The sequence below is a fragment of the Raineya orbicola genome (assembly GCF_002843425.1).
GTDB classification, from domain to species: domain Bacteria; phylum Bacteroidota; class Bacteroidia; order Cytophagales; family Thermonemataceae; genus Raineya; species Raineya orbicola.
In genome coordinates this window covers 17,447-36,184 of record NZ_NKXO01000033.1, presented here as the reverse complement: position 1 = coordinate 36,184, position 18,738 = coordinate 17,447, and the positions used below count along the sequence as shown (strand labels likewise).

20 protein-coding genes and 1 other RNA gene are annotated in these 18,738 nt (G+C 37.8%); 14 read left to right on the top strand and 7 right to left on the bottom strand.

Going from position 1 to position 18,738, the window contains the following annotated elements:
- The first annotated feature begins 166 nt into the window (after positions 1–166).
- Together Rain11_RS10335 and Rain11_RS10330 are read left to right on the top strand one after the other, a co-directional pair.
- Complete coding sequence (locus Rain11_RS10335; RefSeq protein WP_101359292.1) at positions 167–1,345, top strand: hypothetical protein; 1,179 nt, start codon at positions 167–169, stop codon at positions 1,343–1,345.
- Positions 1,346–1,460: 115 nt separating this feature from the next.
- Entirely contained in the window at positions 1,461–1,760 is a 300-nt protein-coding gene (locus Rain11_RS10330; protein ID WP_101359291.1) for an SCP2 sterol-binding domain-containing protein, read from the top strand.
- A gap of 63 nt (positions 1,761–1,823) precedes the next feature.
- Here the strand turns inward: Rain11_RS10330 and Rain11_RS10325 are convergent, their stop codons facing one another.
- From Rain11_RS10325 to Rain11_RS10310, 4 genes are all read right to left on the bottom strand, one after another.
- Positions 1,824–3,590, bottom strand: a complete 1,767-nt coding sequence (locus tag Rain11_RS10325) for an ABC transporter ATP-binding protein (protein WP_101359290.1) — start codon at positions 3,588–3,590, stop codon at positions 1,824–1,826.
- Positions 3,591–3,608: 18 nt separating this feature from the next.
- On the bottom strand, positions 3,609–4,211 hold the full coding sequence (locus Rain11_RS10320; protein ID WP_207764451.1) for a ribonuclease H1 domain-containing protein: 603 nt from the start codon (positions 4,209–4,211) through the stop codon (positions 3,609–3,611).
- Entirely contained in the window at positions 4,211–4,684 is a 474-nt protein-coding gene (locus Rain11_RS10315) for a DUF4293 domain-containing protein (protein ID WP_101359288.1), read from the bottom strand. The genes Rain11_RS10320 and Rain11_RS10315 overlap by 1 nt, the downstream gene beginning before the upstream one ends.
- Positions 4,685–4,822: 138 nt before the next feature.
- Positions 4,823–6,064 (bottom strand): GWxTD domain-containing protein, encoded by a 1,242-nt coding sequence (locus Rain11_RS10310; RefSeq protein WP_101359287.1) that lies wholly within the window; start codon positions 6,062–6,064, stop codon positions 4,823–4,825.
- 138 nt (positions 6,065–6,202) lie between these two features.
- Between Rain11_RS10310 and Rain11_RS10305 the strand changes: the two genes are divergently transcribed.
- The 5 genes from Rain11_RS10305 to Rain11_RS10285 all read left to right on the top strand — a co-directional run bounded on the left by Rain11_RS10305 (position 6,203) and on the right by Rain11_RS10285 (position 10,963).
- Entirely contained in the window at positions 6,203–7,252 is a 1,050-nt protein-coding gene (locus Rain11_RS10305) for a ferredoxin--NADP reductase (protein WP_101359286.1), read from the top strand.
- A gap of 43 nt (positions 7,253–7,295) precedes the next feature.
- Complete coding sequence (locus Rain11_RS10300; RefSeq protein ID WP_101359285.1) at positions 7,296–8,141, top strand: methyltransferase domain-containing protein; 846 nt, start codon at positions 7,296–7,298, stop codon at positions 8,139–8,141.
- A 126-nt stretch (positions 8,142–8,267) separates the two neighbouring features.
- Positions 8,268–9,218, top strand: a complete 951-nt coding sequence (locus Rain11_RS10295) for a ligand-gated ion channel (protein WP_101359284.1) — start codon at positions 8,268–8,270, stop codon at positions 9,216–9,218.
- Positions 9,219–9,221: 3 nt separating this feature from the next.
- Positions 9,222–10,592 carry a flavin monoamine oxidase family protein gene (locus tag Rain11_RS10290; protein ID WP_101359283.1) on the top strand — a complete coding sequence of 457 codons (1,371 nt, stop codon included), beginning with the start codon at positions 9,222–9,224 and terminating at the stop codon, positions 10,590–10,592.
- Complete coding sequence (locus Rain11_RS10285; protein WP_101359282.1) at positions 10,589–10,963, top strand: CoA-binding protein; 375 nt, start codon at positions 10,589–10,591, stop codon at positions 10,961–10,963. Before Rain11_RS10290 ends, Rain11_RS10285 begins: the two co-directional genes overlap by 4 nt.
- Before the next feature lie 3 nt (positions 10,964–10,966).
- On the opposite strand, the gene Rain11_RS10280 is transcribed toward Rain11_RS10285, so the two are convergent.
- The 3 genes from Rain11_RS10280 to rnpB all read right to left on the bottom strand — a co-directional run bounded on the left by Rain11_RS10280 (position 10,967) and on the right by rnpB (position 14,173).
- Positions 10,967–11,635, bottom strand: a complete 669-nt coding sequence (locus Rain11_RS10280; protein ID WP_101359281.1) for a sulfite exporter TauE/SafE family protein — start codon at positions 11,633–11,635, stop codon at positions 10,967–10,969.
- Between the two features lie 174 nt (positions 11,636–11,809).
- A complete protein-coding gene (rpsA, locus tag Rain11_RS10275) occupies positions 11,810–13,618 on the bottom strand; it encodes a 30S ribosomal protein S1 (protein WP_101359280.1) in 1,809 nt (602 codons plus the stop codon).
- 183 nt (positions 13,619–13,801) lie between these two features.
- An RNA gene (gene rnpB, locus Rain11_RS10270) (RNase P RNA component class A) lies at positions 13,802–14,173 on the bottom strand.
- Positions 14,174–14,272: 99 nt separating this feature from the next.
- Here rnpB and Rain11_RS13925 point away from each other — a divergent pair.
- The 7 genes from Rain11_RS13925 to Rain11_RS10240 all read left to right on the top strand — a co-directional run bounded on the left by Rain11_RS13925 (position 14,273) and on the right by Rain11_RS10240 (position 18,735).
- Positions 14,273–14,437, top strand: coding sequence for a hypothetical protein (locus Rain11_RS13925; RefSeq protein ID WP_165778117.1), 165 nt, complete (start codon positions 14,273–14,275; stop codon positions 14,435–14,437).
- A gap of 14 nt (positions 14,438–14,451) precedes the next feature.
- Positions 14,452–14,646 carry a hypothetical protein gene (locus Rain11_RS10265; RefSeq protein WP_133121566.1) on the top strand — a complete coding sequence of 65 codons (195 nt, stop codon included), beginning with the start codon at positions 14,452–14,454 and terminating at the stop codon, positions 14,644–14,646.
- A gap of 220 nt (positions 14,647–14,866) precedes the next feature.
- Positions 14,867–15,580, top strand: coding sequence for a (d)CMP kinase (gene cmk, locus Rain11_RS10260; protein WP_101359278.1), 714 nt, complete (start codon positions 14,867–14,869; stop codon positions 15,578–15,580).
- Between the two features lie 97 nt (positions 15,581–15,677).
- Positions 15,678–16,499 (top strand): 1,4-dihydroxy-2-naphthoyl-CoA synthase, encoded by an 822-nt coding sequence (menB, locus tag Rain11_RS10255; RefSeq protein WP_101359277.1) that lies wholly within the window; start codon positions 15,678–15,680, stop codon positions 16,497–16,499.
- A 144-nt stretch (positions 16,500–16,643) separates the two neighbouring features.
- The gene (locus Rain11_RS10250) at positions 16,644–16,994 is read left to right on the top strand and encodes a hypothetical protein (protein WP_243390582.1); all 351 of its coding nucleotides are present in this window, start codon (positions 16,644–16,646) and stop codon (positions 16,992–16,994) included.
- Positions 16,995–17,276: 282 nt separating this feature from the next.
- Positions 17,277–18,410 (top strand): mechanosensitive ion channel family protein, encoded by a 1,134-nt coding sequence (locus Rain11_RS10245; protein WP_165778116.1) that lies wholly within the window; start codon positions 17,277–17,279, stop codon positions 18,408–18,410.
- Entirely contained in the window at positions 18,382–18,735 is a 354-nt protein-coding gene (locus tag Rain11_RS10240; RefSeq protein WP_243390581.1) for a YraN family protein, read from the top strand. Before Rain11_RS10245 ends, Rain11_RS10240 begins: the two co-directional genes overlap by 29 nt.
- Positions 18,736–18,738 lie beyond the last annotated feature (3 nt).

Here is an 18,738-nt window from a genome sequence, read left to right as displayed (position 1 = left end):
AGAGGTAATTGACTCATATGATTAAATATTTAAAAAGTACAACTCAAAGTTAATCATTTTTTCAATTACCCTAAGTTTTTTTATTTAAATCCCTTGAAAACAATAAGTTAGACTTATAATTCACGTTAATGTTGTACGCCAAAACAACCGCCTACCGGGTAATTCTTTGCAATGTACAGGAGAGTATATTGAAAAAATTGCCCCTAAACTAACTTTGAAACTACTTGCCGAAAGTAACTTTCAGCAAATTGAAGGTTTTACTAAAATTTTGTACCAACTTTGGGGCAATGAGTTAGAATTCGCCAACCCTGCTTACCGCAATCAGGTAGATTTACAAACTGCTGAAAATGCTTTCGGAACAACCTTATCTTATTTTCCTACCTCCTTCAACTCTGTTGCTTCAAGTTTATTTTGGAAGCATAAATGGATAGGTTTAGGAGCAAAGAAAAGTGCAATATCTTTTGTTGAACCTAATGTAAGTTTTTCTTGGAAAGTAAAAAAAATCATTTCTCAACTTTCCTATAATTTCACTTGGCAAAACCCAACTCTGCAAAATCTGCTAAATGGCTATTGGCTTGTAAATTACAGGAGTTTTCGTAGTGGCACTGAAGATGTTCGCTTTGTGCCTATGCATCGGGTAACCTTTATTTTCAACTTTGACGACTTACAACATCTGCAAAGTGTAGTTTTATATGGCTCTTACAACAGGCAAAGCAATTACTATGGCACAGCCTCTCAGATAGAGCAAGATTTTACTATAATGCAAAACCAAATTTTTCCTAAAAATGAAATGGCAAACATAAGCCTGACACTAGATAAATATGTACATTCTTGGCTTTCGGGTTTTCGTTGGCTCAATGCTTTTACGTATCAGAACTACAACAATCAAGTTAATAATTTCGTTTTAGGCAATAATATTTTCAGGTCGGTATTCAGTAAGTTGCAATACAGGAGTTTATTTGAGGGGCATTTTAATTTAGAAGCATTCGCACAAGTTTCCTATAACATTATGGAAAATCAGTTCCTTACCGAAGTGGCTTCCACTGAAAATTGGAATATTACTTATCGTTTTTCGGGAGTGTTTCAAGGTTTTCAGAAAAAATTACAATGGGCTTTCTCCGCTGAAAAATTAGATTTTCGTTCTCGGCAAATTCATCAATCGCTTTACTTTTTTGATACCGAACTTACCTATCAGCTAAAAAAATTACAATTAGGTTTGGAAATTTACAACCTTTTGGATAATGACGCCCTTTTCCAACTTAATCCTTCTAACATCGCCGTACAAAGTTCTTCGCAACTGCTTCAAGGACGCTGGATAATGGGCAGAGTGAAGTTTAAGTGGTAAAATGGTTAAGAAAAACTCGTTAGAAAAAAAACGCTCATTTCCCTGCTTTTTTTGAAATGTTTTTTATAGTTTTGCAAAACAAAAATTTGTTTCCAACCATAAACACAGAACAAAGATGAATTTTCCTGTATTTCAAGAAAAGGTCATTGCTATCGTAGGTGAAGATAGCCGTTTGAACGCAACCGTGAAATTTGTAACAGATGAAGGCACACTCTACGTTGATGCCAAGCAAGTCCCTAATGTAATCAGCCAAGAAGATAAAGATGCCGACTGCACCGTAAGCCTTTCGGCAAGCGATGCCGTAAAACTTTTAGAAGGCAACCTCAACGCTATGAATGCCTTTATGATGGGGAAAATCAAAGTGAAAGGCGATATGGGCGTAGCAATGAAAGTTATGCAACTCATTGGAGGATAAGAACTTATAATTTTGTAAAAATTACCAAAACGACTTCATTGAAAAAATAAATGAAGTCGTTTTTTATACATATTCTCCTACAAATTGCATTTGATAAAGTTTAGCATAGTATCCGTTTTGTTTGAGGAGTTCCTCGTGAGTGCCTATTTCTTTGATTTCCCCTTTATCCAAAACAATAATCTTATCGGCGTGCTGGATAGTAGAAAGCCTGTGAGCTATCACGATAGCGGTTCTACCTTGCATTAGTTTAGCGATAGCTTCTTGAATAAGTTCCTCGGTTTCAGTATCTACCGAAGAAGTAGCCTCGTCCAGAATAATAATTTCAGGTTTATACACCATAGCCCGAATGAAAGAAATAAGTTGTCTTTGCCCTACGGAAAGCGTTGCCCCTCTTTCCATTACTTGATAATCTAAACCTCCGTTCAGTTTTTCAATAAAACTTTTAGCCCCAACCAGTTCAGCGGCTTGCCAAATGGTTTCATCTGAAATATCAGGGTTGCCCAAAGTGATATTTTCCCGAATAGAACCCGAAAAAAGAAAAACATCTTGCAGAACTACCCCTATATGAGAACGAAGAGTAGCAAGGTCATACTGCTGAATAGGCGTATTATCAATAAGAATTTGCCCTCGCTGAATTTCATAAAAACGATTGATAAGATTGATAATGGACGATTTCCCTGCCCCTGTTGCTCCTACAAAAGCAATGGTTTCACCAGGACGGGCGTGAAAAGAAACATCTTTGAGTACCCAATGTTCATCATTGTAGGCAAACCAAACGTTCTCAAAACGTATATCACCTTGCAAGCCATTAGGACGCAGATTTCCATTAGGCATTACATCTTCCTGATTATCCAAAAGATTAAGCACTCTTTCAGAACTTACAATAGCAAGTTGCAGTGTATTGAAGCGATCGGCTATCATTCGGATAGGACGGAAAAATAATGAAATATACATCATAAAGGCAATCAGCACGCCCAAAGTAGTGTATTCTTCTATCACTTCACCCGCTCCGTACCACACCAAAAGACCTGTACCTGCGGCACTAATAATTTCAGCCACAGGAAAATACACCGAATAATACAAAACCGATTTCAAATTCGCTTTGCGATGCTCTTTGTTGATTTCGTTAAATTTTTGAGCTTCCTGCTCCTCCATTGCAAAAATCTGCACAATGTTCATTCCCGATATATGCTCTTGCACAAATGTATTTAGGTTAGCTACGGCAGTTCGCACTTGTGCAAAAGCAACCTTGATTTTTTCCTTGAAAATGTAAGTAGTAATCAACAAAAAAGGAAGCATTGAAAGGCTCACAAGCGTAAGACGCCAATTAGTAAGGAACATCATTACAAGAATTGCCAAAATTTGTAAAATATCAGCAACAATTGCGGCAATGCCATCACCAAAAACATTAGAAAGCGTTTCAATATCGGAAATATTGCGAGTAACAAGCCTACCAATGGGGGTTTTATCAAAAAATTTGAGACGCAAGCTCAAAATCTTTTGGTACAATTGCAAGCGAATATCTTTGATAATGGTTTGTCCGAGCCAACCCGAATAATACGTGTGTGCGTATTGCACGATAGTTTGCAGAGCTAAAAGAGCTATCATTACCCAGGTAATTTGCAAAAGCAAATTTTCTTTGCCTTCAATCATATAATTATCTACGGCATACTGCACCAAATAAGGACGGATAGGACCCAAAACAGCAATCAGTAGTGTGAGCAATACAACGCCATAAAAAGTAAAGCGGTAGGGCTTGGTATAAGCGTATAGCCTTTTGATGATTTTTGTATCAACGATACGTCCGATTTTGCTTTTTTCTTTTTCCAAGGTTTTAGCCGAATTATCTTATTTTCTCCCAAAATCTGCGGGTATTTCGCCCCACTTTTCCGTTTCCCACTTCAAAACGGAGTTTTCAAAAGAATTATTTTGTAGCCACGTTTCTGCACGGCGAATTAGCTCAAAAACAGGCTGATTGCGGGGGGTAGGAATTTTTTCGGTATTGCATTTTTTACGTTTGAGCCAACTCAAAGCGGTTTTGCTATCAGTAAAAACAGGAATATTGGAATTTTGTTTTTGCAAATACGCCAAAGCGTGAACTATTGCCAAAAACTCGCCCATATTATTGGTAGCATCTTGAAAGCCTTTTTGATGAAAAAGAACTTTCCCCGAAGGATAATGCACCCCTCTGTATTCCATATCACCTGTTTGGGTATTGCAGGCGGCATCTACGCAAATAGCTTCAGGATAAGGCAAATCAGGTTTCGGGGTAGTTTTTTTGCCTACAAAATTTTGATAAGGCTCTGCAAAGGCTTTTTGTGCTTCTGTCAAATTTTCAAAAGATTTGTATTTTGCCCCCTGAAAACCCTCAACTTGGCTTTTGCACTCTTGCCAAGAGTTGTAAATGCCTTTGTTTCTCCCTTCCCAAACTACGTAATATTTTTGAGCCATCAGCGAATTCTATCAGCAGAACGAACTAAATTTTCATCTCTACGAATAAATCGGTTGGCAATCATATTACAAATAAGTGCCACCACAGGCAGAAAAAGCCCAATCTGAAACTCTCCTTTTTGTTCGGGTAGAAGCAATTTTTCAGCATCGTTGATAAGCAACGCCGAAGCCACCGTAGCAGAAGCAATGAGTAAGGAATTAAGAAGATTGAGGAAAATCTGACGAGGGCGATGGCGATAGCTCAATAGCGAAATTACGCTCAAAATCACTGCTATAAAGCCCAGAATAAAAATATAAATTGCCGATTTCTCTTCCAATACCTCCTCTCCTTTTAGTTTTTTTAAGCCACTCGCATTGATGATAAGCTCAATTCCTGATTGCGTATCTTTTTTTGTCCATATAGGCAGAAAAAGAAAGAAAGTCATTACAAAGGCAATTGCCGCCAAAAATACACTTTGAATACGTTGTATCATACAGGTAAAAATTTTCAGATTTCGTTACAAAACTACAAAAAAAGTTTAAGGTATGAAAGTTTGCCATTCTAAAAGTTCAAACCTTGCTTTTTTAATGCTTTCTGTCTTATGTCTTGTATCTAATTCTAATCTCTACTCTCACAATCCTACTCCTTGCCGCAGTGCCTGTATGGTTTTGAGCCACACTTCATCATATTCTACATAACGAACCAAAAGGTAATAATCCTCAAAAAACTGATTAGGTCGGCGGAGGAAATTAAACGTAATTTTGGTGTAATTTCTGCCTGCCTGAAAATTATTATTGCCTATGTAAATCCAGCGTTGGCTATCTTTGTCCCAAATTATCTCGTCAGGTTCGCCAAAAATGGCATAAATCATTCCCATATCTGTTTTCCAGCCTTCTTTGAAAGAGCCAAACAAATAGTTTGCCTTACGAATGCGAGCATAATATTTTTTGACCATTTCTTTGGCTTTTGTTACATCAGCCCTTGACAAAGATAGCCAAAAAGCATCAACAGCTTTTTTCAAATCTTCTGCTTCCTGTATTTCTTTTATTTCTGAAGCCACAGCAAGATAAGTAAGAGCTTCGGCAAGTTGTTCTTTGGTGCGAATTTTAGGAAAATCCGCAGGTTCTATGCGTAAGCCCAAGCCATAGAAAGCATTAGGATTTTGTTTGATGATATACAAGCCTTCTTCCCATTGTAGCCATTCATTGCTTTTGGCTTCAAAACTGCGTTCTACTTCTAATTCTTTATTTTGCACAGGTTTGCTGATATTCATAGGCAATTGGGCGGGAGGATACGTATGCTTGATTTTGGTTACATAAAAATTAGAGTATTCACCGCCTATGCTACGAATTTGAAATTTCTCATTTGCTCTTACAAAGCCACTGATAAGCGGAAATTCATCATTTTCTTTGAAAATAGCATACATTTCTCGCACTTTGGTTTGGGCAAAAGCCACGCGAAAAGAAACCTGATGCTTTTTTGACTCTTGCAAATCAATAAAATCCAAGATGAGCAAACCCGTAGGCGAATTTTCACTTTTAGGAATATCAAAACCTAACTTAATTCCTTCGTTTTCATCTAATTTTATTTTAGCCTCTTGCCAATTTACTTTGGCACTTTTGGGTTGTAAATTGGAGGCGGCTGTCGCCAAATCCTCCCGTATCTGATAATACAATTCAAATCGTTGGAGAAATTTGTCAGCAGAAGCAGGCATAAAACGATTATGAGGAATTTGCACAAAAAGACGAATTTTATCGCCGTTATCCAAAGTTAGATACCTGAGTGTAAATCCCGAAGTGGTAAGTACTCTATTTTCTTGAGCTATGCTCAATAAAGAATGAAACAAGCAGAAAAGCAATACAATGCGAAACATAAGCGTATATTTAGACAAACTTACGCAAAAAATCTTAAAAAACAAAACTTTCAAAATGCTTTACAAGTTCCGTGCAAAAATTCATAAATTGCAACAAAAATCGCTTTATTAGAGTTTTCTTTGCAAAACCTTCAAGCAATGAAAAAATATCAGCTCAAAGTACAGGAAATTATCCACGAAACATCAGACACCATTAGTGTAGTTTTTGAAAATATCAGCCCCGAACCTATTTCTTACAAAGCAGGGCAATTTCTCACGCTTAATTTACATTTTGGTAATGATACTATTCGCCGAGCTTATTCACTGGCGAGTTCGCCTTTTACCGATAAAAATCTCAAAATTGGTATCAAACGCATAAAAGACGGCAAAATCTCTAACTTGCTCAATGATAGCTTACAAGTAGGAGATATTTTGGAAAGCCTTGAACCAATGGGCGTTTTTACACCTGACATCAAGCCTGAAAATGCCTTGCAATATGTATTTTGGGCAGGTGGCAGTGGTATTACGCCGATTATTTCTATGGTAAAATCTATTCTACACGTTGAGCCGAAAAGCAGGATTTTGCTCGTATATGCAAGCCGAAACGAAGAAAGCATTATTTTTAGGCAAGAACTCAACCGACTGGAAGCTCAAAATTCTGATAGATTGCGTATTTTGCACGTTTTGAGCCAACCCCTCAACTGCTGGAAGGGTCTGACAGGCAGATTGGACAAAAACAAAGTAGAAACGATTTTAGCAGAAATTCCCAACAATTTACCACTCTCGCAATGGATGTGCGGACCTGCAGGTATGATGCAAACCATTGAGGAGGTTTGTAAAGAGAAAAATTTAGCCTTACCCAAAAAAGAAAGTTTTACAGCTTCTATTGAAGAATCGGCTCAAAGAAAAATTGAAGAAAGTGGCAATAAAATGGTAGAAAGAGCGGTTACGGTGAAGTATGACGGCGAAACGTACCATTTCAAGGTTGCCCCTCATCAGAGTATTTTAGATGCGGCTCTGGCTTTGGATATTGATTTGCCTTACTCCTGCCAAAGTGGGCTTTGTACGGCTTGTATGGGTAAATGTGTTTCAGGTAAAGTAATGATGACCGAAGACGACTGCCTCACCGAGCAAGAAATTAAAGATGGCGTAGTGCTTACTTGTGTGGCTCACCCACTTTCTGATGATGTAGTTATTGAAATTGATTGATTTTTACACAAAAATAACCAACTAACTTATCAAAAATTTGCTTATGAAAAAAATCTTGTTTCTATCGGGTTTGCTACTTTGTAATTTTTTGTTTTCTTGTAAAGAAACAACTCCTATTACACAAAAAGCAACTTTTAGTAAAGATACTTTCTTTCGGCAAGCCAAAATTTTCTTTAATCCTGATTTTTTGCGTAAAGAAATTGAAAAACTCAACATCACCGAACGAGAAATTGTAGAGTTTTGCAGAGTAATAGATGATGCGGCTTTGCGAAGTAAATTTGCGTCAGCGGTATTTTCACAAAAAACCTACAACAAAACCCCCGCCAAAGAAGAATTCTGGGCGGCAATACGCTTCAATTTAGCACGCTTCGTAGAAACCGTAATGATACTCAAAGAGCCTCAACAAAAAGTTTTTATGGATATTGGTTCGGGTAATGGTGAAAAACTTTTTACTGCCCTTTGTTTAGGCTTTGAAAAAGCCTACGGATTAGAATACAGCCCCGAATCGGTAGCTGAAAGCAAAGAAAACCTGAAAAACTTTTCCCAAGAAATAGAAATAACCCAAGGCGACGCTTTGGAAATAGACGGCAACTTTTTTCAAAAAGCCGATTTCTTGTATATGTATTCCCCTATCAAAGATAATAAATTAGCGGCAAAACTATTCAAAAGAGTTCTGGACAATATGAAGGACGGAGCTATCTTTTTAGAAGTGCGTTGTGTGTATATTGATGAGGTTCGCAAACTCACCAAACTCAATTTCCCCAATCTTAAAAGTTGGATTGCCGTAAAAAAACAAGAAGGTAAATTTTACTACAAAAACGTAATAGATAACAGCTACAATTATACCAATACCGACACCAAAGAGTGGCAAGAAGTAAAACCACTATAATTTCAAATTGCTCTTAAACCTTAGCAGGCAATATCACTTTTGATTTTGTTGTTTTATTGCATTTTCAAGGAGGACTTGTTGTGTTTTTCTATAAAAATTTTTAGCTTGGAAGCATAAATTGTTTTTATGCTACGAAAGCTATTTTGGTTATTTTTCTGCTCCATTCAGTACCTTTATGCCCAAAAAGCACCTGATACGGTGCGAATAGGTTGTTACATTATCAATATTCACGATTTAGATTTTCGTAAAGAAGAGTATGTAGCACGTTTTTGGCTCTGGACGGTACAAAAATCTGTCATAGAAAAAGCCTCTGATGCTATTGAAATCCCTAATGCCAAAGAGTTTCACATTGATAATGAAATTCACGATAGCCTTGATAGTAGAAACTGGTATCAGTTCAAAATTCAAGCAACAATGACGCAAAAGTGGAACATCAGCAACTTCCCTTTTGATAAGCAAACTTTGCAAATCCTAATAGAAAATCCTCAATTTGATGCTCAAAGCCTTATCTTTCTACCCGATACTTCGGGTAAATCTTTCGACCCAAACTTGGAAGTAGCAGGTTGGAAAATCACTAATTTCAAAGTAAAAACCCGCATCAATCGCTACAATACCACTTTTGGCGATTATACAGCTCCGAAAAATGAAAGCAATTATGCCCAGTTTGCCATAGTGATTGATATTAAAAGAGACGCTTGGGGTTTGTTTTTTAAGTTGTTTTTGGGAATGTATGTAGCTTTTGCCATTTCTTATGTCAGTTTTTTCATAGATCCCAGCCACGCCGAACCACGCTTTGGGCTTCCTGTGGGGGGGCTATTTGCAGGCGTTGGTAATAAGTACGTAATTGATAGCTATTTACCCGAAGGTTCTACCCTTACCATAGTAGATTGGTTGCACGGACTTACCTTTATTATGATTTTCGTAATTATTGCTTTTTCAGCTCTTTCGCTCCGTCAAGATGACTCTGGCTTAGAAAAACTTTCTAATCTCACTGATAAAGTGTTAGCTTGGCTCGTAGGAGGTACTTACGTCATATTTAATCTTGTTTTTATCCTGATGGCTCTTAAAAATGTATGATGTATGCAAAGACGTGATTTCCTCAAAAAAACCTCTCTATTGGCTACTTCAACTTATCTCACGCATCTACCCGAATGGAGTGATTTTGAAAGATTGAAAAAAGGCGAGAAGGTACTCATTCTCGGTGCAGGTTTGGCGGGACTTTCTGCCGCCTATGTTTTGAGTAAGAATAATGTACCTGTAAAACTTTTAGAAGCCCGAACACGTATAGGTGGGCGAATTTTTACGTATTTTTTCCCCCGAAACGAACAACTGCATACAGAATTAGGAGCTGAGTGGGTGGGCGATTCGCACAATACAATCAAACAAATATGCCAAGAATTGAATTTACCTCTTGTCAAGCATCAGTTTCAAATTGATTGGTTTTTAGAAAATAAGATGTACAAAGCCGAAACTATGCCTTTTTCCAAAGAGTGGAGCTTAAAACTTCAAAAAATCTTTGCCGATTTTCGGAAAATGTCTGAAAAAGAACAAAAAAAACTTGACCAAATCAGTTGGTGGCGTTTTCTTGTGAATAATGGTATTCCAGAGCAGGAACTCACCTGTCGTGAATTAAACGATAGCACCGATTTCGGTGAGAGTATTCATTTTACTTCTGCTTTTGCCGCACTATCAGAGTATGCAGATTCTAGCCAATATAATGAAATGGACTACAAGATTCAAGGTGGTAATAGCAGTATTATCAAGGCTCTGGCTCAAAAAGTTGGCGAAAATAATACTTTTTTAGGTAAAAAAGTGAAAGTTATTCGCCAACAAAGCAAAAAAGTGGAAGTTATTTGTGAAGATGCAAGTACTTATGAAGCCGATAAAGTTATTTGCACTTTGCCTGTGTATGCTCTCGCTCAAATCAATTTTGAACCTACTTTGCCTGAAAGTAAAAAATTAGCATTACAGCAATTGCAGTATGCTCGGATTATCAAAATGGCAGTGCTTTTTCGTGAGCGTTTTTGGCAACGAGAAGATTTTGCCCTCTGCACCGATTTAGAAGGGCATTTCGTATTTCATACTACCCAAAATCAAGCTAATTCCAAAGGTATCCTACATTTTTACGCCATAGGCGATAAGGCTTATATTCTGGCTCGTAAAAATAAGGAGGCTCGTAAAAAAGTTGTTATTGATACCTTACAACCCATTTTTGGAAATATTGAGGCTCTTATAGAAGACATTACGGGCTATTATTGGGGAAGCGATGCCTATACCCAAGGAGCTTATGCTTTGTATCAGTTAGGACAATGGTTCAACATAAGGCAGACATTAGCCCAACCGTTCAAGAATGTATTTTTTGCTGGCGAACATTTAGCCGAATGGCAAGGTTTTATGGAAGGTGCAGCACAAACAGGCAAAGAAATTGCAGAAAAACTAATAGGAAAATGATAGTTGAAATCCCAAAAACACTGATTTTAGGAGCCACCCCTAACCCTGAACGCTACGCATATTTGGCGGCTCAAATGCTTTCGCAAAAAGGCTATCCGATTGTTTTGGTAGGCATAAAAAAAGGTGAAGTATTTGGGCAGAAAATTATACAAGATAAGACGCAGATTTTCAGCGATATTCATACTATTACGTTGTATGTAGGTAGAGCCAATCAAGCCGAATGGTACGATTATATTTTACAAACACAACCCAAACGACTGATTTTTAATCCGAATACCGAAAATCCCGAACTTGAAAAACTTGCTCAAAATGCAGGTATTGAGTGTTTGCACGCTTGTACTTTGGTGCTACTACGTACAGGACAATATTGATACCTATTTTGTAGAATGACATTCCATTACATTTTGTTTTTCAAAATGAGGACTTACATAAGGGATACCTAAATTTAAGCCTCTTAAAATCATCAAAATCCCTATCATTACTGCAAAGGCGGGCATCCATTTGAAAAGCCTCATTCTCCAATGTTGCGAAAGCAAACTTTTGTAGAGGGCTAAACTTTGCATCATAGGAATTGTTCCTAAACCAAAAAAAAACATATACAGCATTCCTTGCCAAGCATCAGCCAAAACTACCGAAGCCATTATTGCAAGATATACCAACCCACAAGGCAAAAATCCGTTCAAAACACCAATCATTAGTAAAGAAAAATGATTTTTACGTTGGTAAAAAGGCTTGAATAATTGTTTAAGTTTCGTAAAGCCTTCATTAAACCACGTAAAACGAAGCAATTTAGGAAAAATGGCTATTAGAATTACCATACTCCCCCCTACAATCGCTAAGCCTTGCTGAAATCCTATAATTGCAAGCCCTTTTCCTAAACTCCCCAGCAAAAAACCCATAAGGCTGTAAGAAATTACCCGCCCTGCATTATACAAAAAATTTCCTAAAAAACTGCGAGCAGGGAGCGTAAGAGCTATCGCACCGCACATTCCTACACAATGCAAACTGCCGAAAAGTCCTGTGAGAAAGGCTAAACCCAGCATATTTTAGATGTTAGACAATTAGATATTAGATAATTAGACGTTTGGGTAAAAGAAATTTTGCCAATGGCTAACAGATTGCAAGTAAATAGATGAGCAATAAAATAGCTATGAGGAAAGTCATTTTTTGATATGAAAAAAGGGCGGATTTGTATGCCGCCCCTTTTGGATTAGGTGTTATGAAGTTGTATTTTCTTCCGAACCTTCGGTTTCTGATTTTTTCTTTCTACCTCTTTTTTTCTTGGTTTCTTCTACCACCGCGGTATCGGCAAGTGTTTCAGCAGGTAAGTTTTCCAAAGTAACGTTCTCTTCGGTTTCTTTTTCTTTGGTTTTACCTTTTTTCTCTTTCTTTTCTTCGGCGTAAGTAGCCAAGTGCGAAAGAACAATTTTCTTTTCGCCTTTCACAAACTCTACTACTTTGAAATCCAAGGTTTCACCTACTTCGGGCTGAGTGCCATCGGCTTTTACCAAGTTTTTGGTATTACAGAAGCCCTCGATACCATAAGGAAGTTCTAAAACAGCACCTTTATCGGTTTTGGCTTGAATAGTACATTGATGCACAGAACCTTCGGTAAAGATGTTTTCAAAAGTATCCCAAGGATTTTCTTCAAGTTGTTTGTGTCCGAGAGCCAAACGGCGATTTTCTAAATCTAACTCTAATACTTTCACTTCCAGTTCATCGCCTACTTTCACAAACTCTGACGGACTTTTAATTTTCTTTGTCCAAGAAAGGTCTGAAACGTGCACAAGTCCATCTACACCTTCTTCAAGTTCCAAGAACAAACCGAAATTGGTAAGATTGCGAACTATACCTTTATGCACTGTGCCCACGGCATATTTTACAGCCATATCGGGTTTAGTCCAAGGGTCTTCGGTGAGTTGCTTAATGCCCAAAGACATCTTACGCTCTTCGCGGTCAAGAGCAAGTACAACAGCCTCCACCTCATCACCAATTTTCAAGAAATCTTGTGGATTACGCAAATGTTGCGACCAAGACATTTCTGAAACGTGGATAAGACCTTCTACCCCGGGCATAATTTCAAGGAAAGCACCATAATCGGCTACATTCACAATTTTACCCTTCACACGAGAACCCACCTCAATAGCAGGGTCTAATGATTCCCAAGGGTGAGGGGTAAGTTGCTTCATTCCCAAAGAGATGCGTTTTTTCTCATCATCAAAATCAAGCACAACCACACGCACCTTTTGGTCAAGGGCGAGCATTTCTTCGGGGTGTGAAATTCTGCCCCAAGAAATATCTGTAATATGCAAAAGTCCATCAACACCACCCAAATCAATAAACACGCCGAAGTTGGTCATATTCTTGATAACGCCTTCCAAGACTTGTCCTCTTTCAAGATTAGCAAGAATCTGACTGCGTTGCTCTTCAAGGTCTTTTTCAATAAGTACTTTGTGCGAAACAACAACGTTATCGTTAGAATAGTTAATTTTTACAACTTTCACTTCCATTTTCTTGCCTACAAACACATCAAAATCACGAATAGGTTTCACATCAATTTGTGAGCCGGGCAAGAAAGATTCAACACCAAACACATCTACTACCAAACCACCTTTGGTACGGCGTTTTACGAAGCCCTCAATTACTAAATCATTTTCATAGGCTTCTTTGATTTTTTCCCAAGCAATCAGGAGCTTGGCTTTTTTGCGAGAAAGCTCTATTTGTCCTGTTTTGCTTTCTCTTTTTTCTACATACACATCAATTTCATCACCCACTTTTAGTTCAGGGGTATCTCTGAATTCGGAGCGAGGAATAGTACCATCGGCTTTGAAGCCAATATCTACAAGTACCTCGCGGTCGGTAATGGTAACCACTCTACCTTTTACTACTTTGCCTTCTTCTACTTCGGCAAGTGTAGAGCCGTACATTTCAAGCATTTTTTTGCGTTCGGCTTCAGAATAGCTACTACCGAAGCCTTTGATGCCTTCTACAACGTCCCAGTTAAAATCTGTGTTTGTTTGATTCATAACGTTTTTGCCCTTTTTACATCAGCCTGCGGGGCAAGCAAGCTGAAATTTTAGTTGAACATTGATTTTTAGGAGTGCAAAGGTAGGAGTTTTTTCTTAATTCTCAAAGAATTATCTAAAATATTTTTATAATTACCCCCAAATTAAGCAATTAGATTGAAAAAATTTTTATGAGAGGCAAAAAAAAACTACAAGTCTATAAGCCGGGTTCTGTCGTGCTTTGGGGGCACGTCTTATCATTTATCTAGGGCTTATTTCGCAATAAGCCTCTATCGACCTACCCGTTGGCTACAGGCGAGCCACCTTTGTAGCAAGATAGTTGCTAATGCCAACTTATTTGGTCTTTCAACACCTGAGGTTTGCCCTGCCTTTGCTGTCGCCAGCAAAGCGGTGGTCTCTTACACCACCTTTTCACCCTTACCTTGCGGCGGTTTGTTTTCTGTGGCACTTTCTGTCAGTAGGCAAGCCTACCGCCTTCCTGTTAGGAAGCAGGTTGCTCTGTGTTGCCCGGACTTTCCTCTTGGCTTAGAGCCAAGCGATAAGACGACTTGTAGCAGGCAAATTTAGCAATTTTTATGCCTTTTTCAGAAAATTTTGGCAAGAAGTTTTGGCTTTTTCTCAAAAAATCTGAATATTTGTAAAAAATATTGTTTTATGAAAAAGTTGTGGCTTGTTTTATTGTGTTTGGCTTGCACAATAGCTTTATTTTCCTGTGGAAGTGATAGTTATGCGTATCGCCGCAAGCACGGCGGCTATGATAGCCAAACGTGGATACCTAAAAGACATTATCCTTATTGGTACAACAAGAAAGCTCGTTAAACAAAAGTTTGAATATGAAAAAATCACTAATTTATTTTCTTTTTTTTGCATTTTTGGTACTTATTGCCGAATCTTGCACCGTAGATAGTTATGCGTATCGCCGCAGACACGGCGGCTATGATAGCCAAACGTGGATACGTTATACGAAACGCTCTCGTGATATAAATTTACGCACCTACACAGGTTATCCAAGAAGTAGCAGAAGATAATGGCAACAAAATTTTTAAAGAGAATCCCTTTTCTTCCTTGCATTGTTGGGTTGCTGATGATTTTTACCATAGAGGCTTGCCAAAGCTATAAAGCACCTCCACGCAGAAGAAATGGGAAAATACCTAAATCAGGGCGAATACCCTGCCCTATCAAAGATTGTTAGCACATAAACACAGACCTATAAGGTTTTATCCCTTGTAGGTTTTAATTTATAACTTTATGCGAAAAATTATCATAGCACTAGACGGCTATTCGGCTTGCGGTAAAAGTTCCACGGCAAAACTCGTCGCCTCTGCTTTGGGCTACACCTACATTGATACAGGTGCAATGTACCGAGCCGTTACACTTTATTTTTATGAAAATTATGTAGAACTCACCAACCCCAAAGCCATTGCCGAAGCCCTTGAAAATATTGAAATTTCTTTCCACTTTAACCCTAATACCCAAAAATCGGATACTTTCCTCAATAATTTGAATGTAGAAGAGGAAATCAGAAAAATGTACATTTCTGAAAGAGTAAGCCAAGTGAGTGCCATTCCTGATGTACGAAAAGCAATGGTACGACAGCAACAAAAAATGGGTAAAAAAAGAGGAGTGGTTATGGACGGCAGAGATATTGGCACGGTAGTTTTCCCCGATGCCGAAGTAAAAGTTTTTATGACCGCCGAACTCTACACACGTGCTATTCGCAGGCAAAAAGAACTCATTGAAAAAGATGAAATTGTGGATTTGGACGAAATTATTGAAAATCTCCAAACTCGCGACCGCATTGATACCACCCGCACCGAAAGCCCTTTACGAAAAGCAGAAGATGCTCATTTTCTGGATACAACTTATATGACCATAGACGAACAAGTAGAATACGTCTTGCAACTGGCTACCACCAAAATCTTGGAAGTAAATCGCCAACCTACTAAAAGCATTGAAATTTGAGTTTTGCAAACAAATTCTTTGTTCAAAAGTTTTCTAAAAACTATGCAAAATGTGCAGAGTAATTTTATTTTTGTGCAATTTTTAACCCTCAAAAGCTATGTCAAAATTTCCTTGGGAAACTATTAAAGAATACAGCGACATCAAATTTGAATATTTTGAAGGTATTGGCAAAATTACTATCAACCGCCCTCGCTATCGGAATGCTTTTCGCCCCGAAACCGTAATGCAAATGATTGAAGCAGTAGATTACTGCCGTTACAGCAATAAAATCAACGTTGTAGTGCTTACAGGAGAAGGCGATAAAGCCTTTTGTAGCGGTGGAGACCAGAACGTAAAAGGCATAGGCGGCTATGTAGGCGAAGACGGTGTTCCTCGCCTCAATGTATTAGATTTACAAAAGAAAATTCGCTCTTTGCCTAAACCTGTAATTGCTATGGTCAATGGTTATGCCATTGGTGGCGGACACGTGCTTCACGTAGTGTGCGATTTGAGTATAGCCTCCGAAAATGCCATTTTCGGGCAAACAGGACCCCGAGTAGGTAGTTTTGATGCAGGTTTTGGGGCTTCCTATTTGGCTCGTATTGTAGGGCAAAAAAAAGCTCGTGAAATTTGGTTTCTGTGTAGGCAGTATAATGCCCAACAAGCACTGGAAATGGGACTTGTGAATGCCGTAGTGCCTCTGGAAAAATTGGAAGAAGAAGTAGTACAATGGTGCAGGGAAATTCAACAATTAAGTCCGCTTGCTCTGAGAATGATTAAAGTAGGTTTGAATGCCGAACTTGATGGACAGGCAGGTATTCAAGAGCTTGCAGGGAATGCTACTTTGCTTTACTATCTTACCGAAGAAGCCCAAGAAGGGAAAAATGCTTTTCTGGAAAAACGTAAGCCTAATTTTCAAAAATATCCAAAATTTCCTTAATGCTCAATCCCGATTTTTTCGGGATTTTTTTATTTTTTTGAAAAAACTCTTTTTTGATTAAAAAAATCACATTAACTTGCGGTTTGTGTGTGTAAGTGTAAATTTACCCTAATGCCCAGTTCCCACTATAAAAAAGTTTTACTTTTGCTTAAATCAGTCATTTTCAACTATCACGGATTAGATGAAGATGAGCAAAAAATTCTTAAAGAAACTGCCGAGCAAATTAACGGAACAGAAGAGCTACATTGGGTAAATCAATTCATTTTAGAAGATGATTTAAGTGCTTTCGATAGAGCCAGAGGTTTTTTCAATACAATTATAGGTGAATTCTCCAAAGAGCAAAGACTTGAAATCATACGTCAGATTTGGGACGCTAATCGTAGCAAAGGCTATGTAAGTGAAATTGAAGCTACTTCACTCCTTAAAATAGCCAAAGATTGGGGAATACAAAGTGATTTTATTGCTTACGTGCGTAGCATTCGTAATAACACCTAAAAATTTCCTCATTTTTTAGACTTTTCATAAAAATCTTGATGTGCCGATTTTTGGTGTGCTTATAGCGGTCTGCTCATCATTGCCCTATATTGCACATTTCGGCACATCTTTTTTTGTATCTAACTGAAATTTTTTTGAGAATTTTTTTTTTGAACCTTTGAAAATTACTTTAATCAGCTATAAAACTATCATTAGAAAAATTTGTTTGGATTTTTGTAAAAAATCACTTTCCAAGTGCGAGATTTTCTTAATTTCGTACCGAAAACCTAAATGCATCAAGCTATGTTTGAATGGGTAAATCGCTATTTTGAAGGTAGTATTTTAGAAAATAAACCTTCACAAATTGCGGCTTTTTTTGCTTTTATTTTGGTAGCCGTGCTGTTCAAGGGCATTTTAGCTCCTCTCATCTTACGCCTTATTTCAAAGATTTTTATCCGAAAAGCCGATAGCGATAAAAATGTTTTGAGCAATTTTATCCTTTTTACGCAAAAATCTATCAAGCGTTTTTTAGTGTTTATGTTTTTTTATATTGCTTTTCAGCAACTCAACTTCCCCAAATCTTGGAATTTAGCCCCCAGCAATCAGTTTGGTTTGCATTTTTTACTTAACAAATCTTATCAAGTATTTTTGGTAGTACTTTTTACGCTTTTTGTACTACGAGTCATCAATTTTTGGGGCTTATATTTTATGCAAAAAGCCCGTCTGACAGAATCACGAATGGACGACCACATCATTCCATACCTGAAAGAAATTAGCAAAGTAGTTATCGTACTGATAATTCTGATTTTTACATTGAGCAATATCCTAAATCTCAACGTAAATGCTATTATTACAGGTTTGGGGATTGGTGGCTTGGCAGTAGCACTGGCAGGAAAAGAAACCCTTGAAAACCTTTTTGCCTCCTTTACCATTTTTTTAGATAAGCCTTTCATTACAGGCGATTTGGTGAAAGTGGATAATATCATTGGTAGAGTGGAAAAAGTTGGTTTTCGTACCACTCGCATACGTACTATTGAGCGTTCCATTGTTACTTTGCCTAATAAAACAATGGTAGATAAACCTGTGGATAATCTTACTAACCGAGCAACTTGGCGGGCTATGTTTGAGTTAGACCTCACTTACCAGACCCCAATGCCTGTACTAAAAGCCATACGAGACGAAATATACGACTATTTACACCAACACCCCCGCACAGACGAGAACAGCCAAGTATTTTTCTCAGAGTTTAGTCAGCACGCTCTCAAAATTCAGATTTATTATTTTGTAATTACTAATGACTTTTTTGATTTTATGCGAGTGAAAGATGAAATCAATTTCAAAATTCACGAAATCATCACTCACAATGGGGCTGAATTTGCCTTCCCTACACGCACTATTTTTGTAAAAAATGATGAAAAAAGCCCTAAAAACTCTTGAAAAAGGCTTTTTTTACGAAAACCAAGCCAAAGTTTTTTTGCAAGAAAATGGTTATGAAATTCTTGCCCAAAACTATCGTTTTGGCAAGGGCGAAATTGATATAATTGCTCAAAAAGCAGGTTGGCTTGTGTTTGTAGAGGTTCGCTATCGTAAAAATGCAAATTTCGGCTACCCCGAACAGACCATCTCGGAGAAGAAAAAAACACTGCTTCGCCAAACCGCCGAAAATTTTATCTTTGAGAAAAACTGGCAAGGAAATATTCGCTTTGATATTATTGCAATCATTGAAAATGGAAATATAGAGCATTTTCAGGATTGCTTTTGAGCT

Coding starts and splice junctions, on each gene's coding strand:
- Rain11_RS10330 (WP_101359291.1), top strand. CDS start 1,461: ATGAATTTTCCTGTATTTCAAGAAAAGGTCATTGCTATCGTAGGTGAA.
- Rain11_RS10320 (WP_207764451.1), bottom strand. CDS start 4,211: ATGGCTCAAAAATATTACGTAGTTTGGGAAGGGAGAAACAAAGGCATT.
- Rain11_RS10315 (WP_101359288.1), bottom strand. CDS start 4,684: ATGATACAACGTATTCAAAGTGTATTTTTGGCGGCAATTGCCTTTGTA.
- Rain11_RS10310 (WP_101359287.1), bottom strand. CDS start 6,064: ATGTTTCGCATTGTATTGCTTTTCTGCTTGTTTCATTCTTTATTGAGC.
- Rain11_RS10305 (WP_101359286.1), top strand. CDS start 6,203: ATGAAAAAATATCAGCTCAAAGTACAGGAAATTATCCACGAAACATCA.
- Rain11_RS10300 (WP_101359285.1), top strand. CDS start 7,296: ATGAAAAAAATCTTGTTTCTATCGGGTTTGCTACTTTGTAATTTTTTG.
- Rain11_RS10295 (WP_101359284.1), top strand. CDS start 8,268: ATGCTACGAAAGCTATTTTGGTTATTTTTCTGCTCCATTCAGTACCTT.
- Rain11_RS10290 (WP_101359283.1), top strand. CDS start 9,222: ATGCAAAGACGTGATTTCCTCAAAAAAACCTCTCTATTGGCTACTTCA.
- Rain11_RS10285 (WP_101359282.1), top strand. CDS start 10,589: ATGATAGTTGAAATCCCAAAAACACTGATTTTAGGAGCCACCCCTAAC.
- Rain11_RS10280 (WP_101359281.1), bottom strand. CDS start 11,635: ATGCTGGGTTTAGCCTTTCTCACAGGACTTTTCGGCAGTTTGCATTGT.
- rpsA (WP_101359280.1), bottom strand. CDS start 13,618: ATGAATCAAACAAACACAGATTTTAACTGGGACGTTGTAGAAGGCATC.
- Rain11_RS13925 (WP_165778117.1), top strand. CDS start 14,273: ATGAAAAAGTTGTGGCTTGTTTTATTGTGTTTGGCTTGCACAATAGCT.
- Rain11_RS10265 (WP_133121566.1), top strand. CDS start 14,452: ATGAAAAAATCACTAATTTATTTTCTTTTTTTTGCATTTTTGGTACTT.
- cmk (WP_101359278.1), top strand. CDS start 14,867: ATGCGAAAAATTATCATAGCACTAGACGGCTATTCGGCTTGCGGTAAA.
- menB (WP_101359277.1), top strand. CDS start 15,678: ATGTCAAAATTTCCTTGGGAAACTATTAAAGAATACAGCGACATCAAA.
- Rain11_RS10245 (WP_165778116.1), top strand. CDS start 17,277: ATGTTTGAATGGGTAAATCGCTATTTTGAAGGTAGTATTTTAGAAAAT.
- Rain11_RS10240 (WP_243390581.1), top strand. CDS start 18,382: ATGATGAAAAAAGCCCTAAAAACTCTTGAAAAAGGCTTTTTTTACGAA.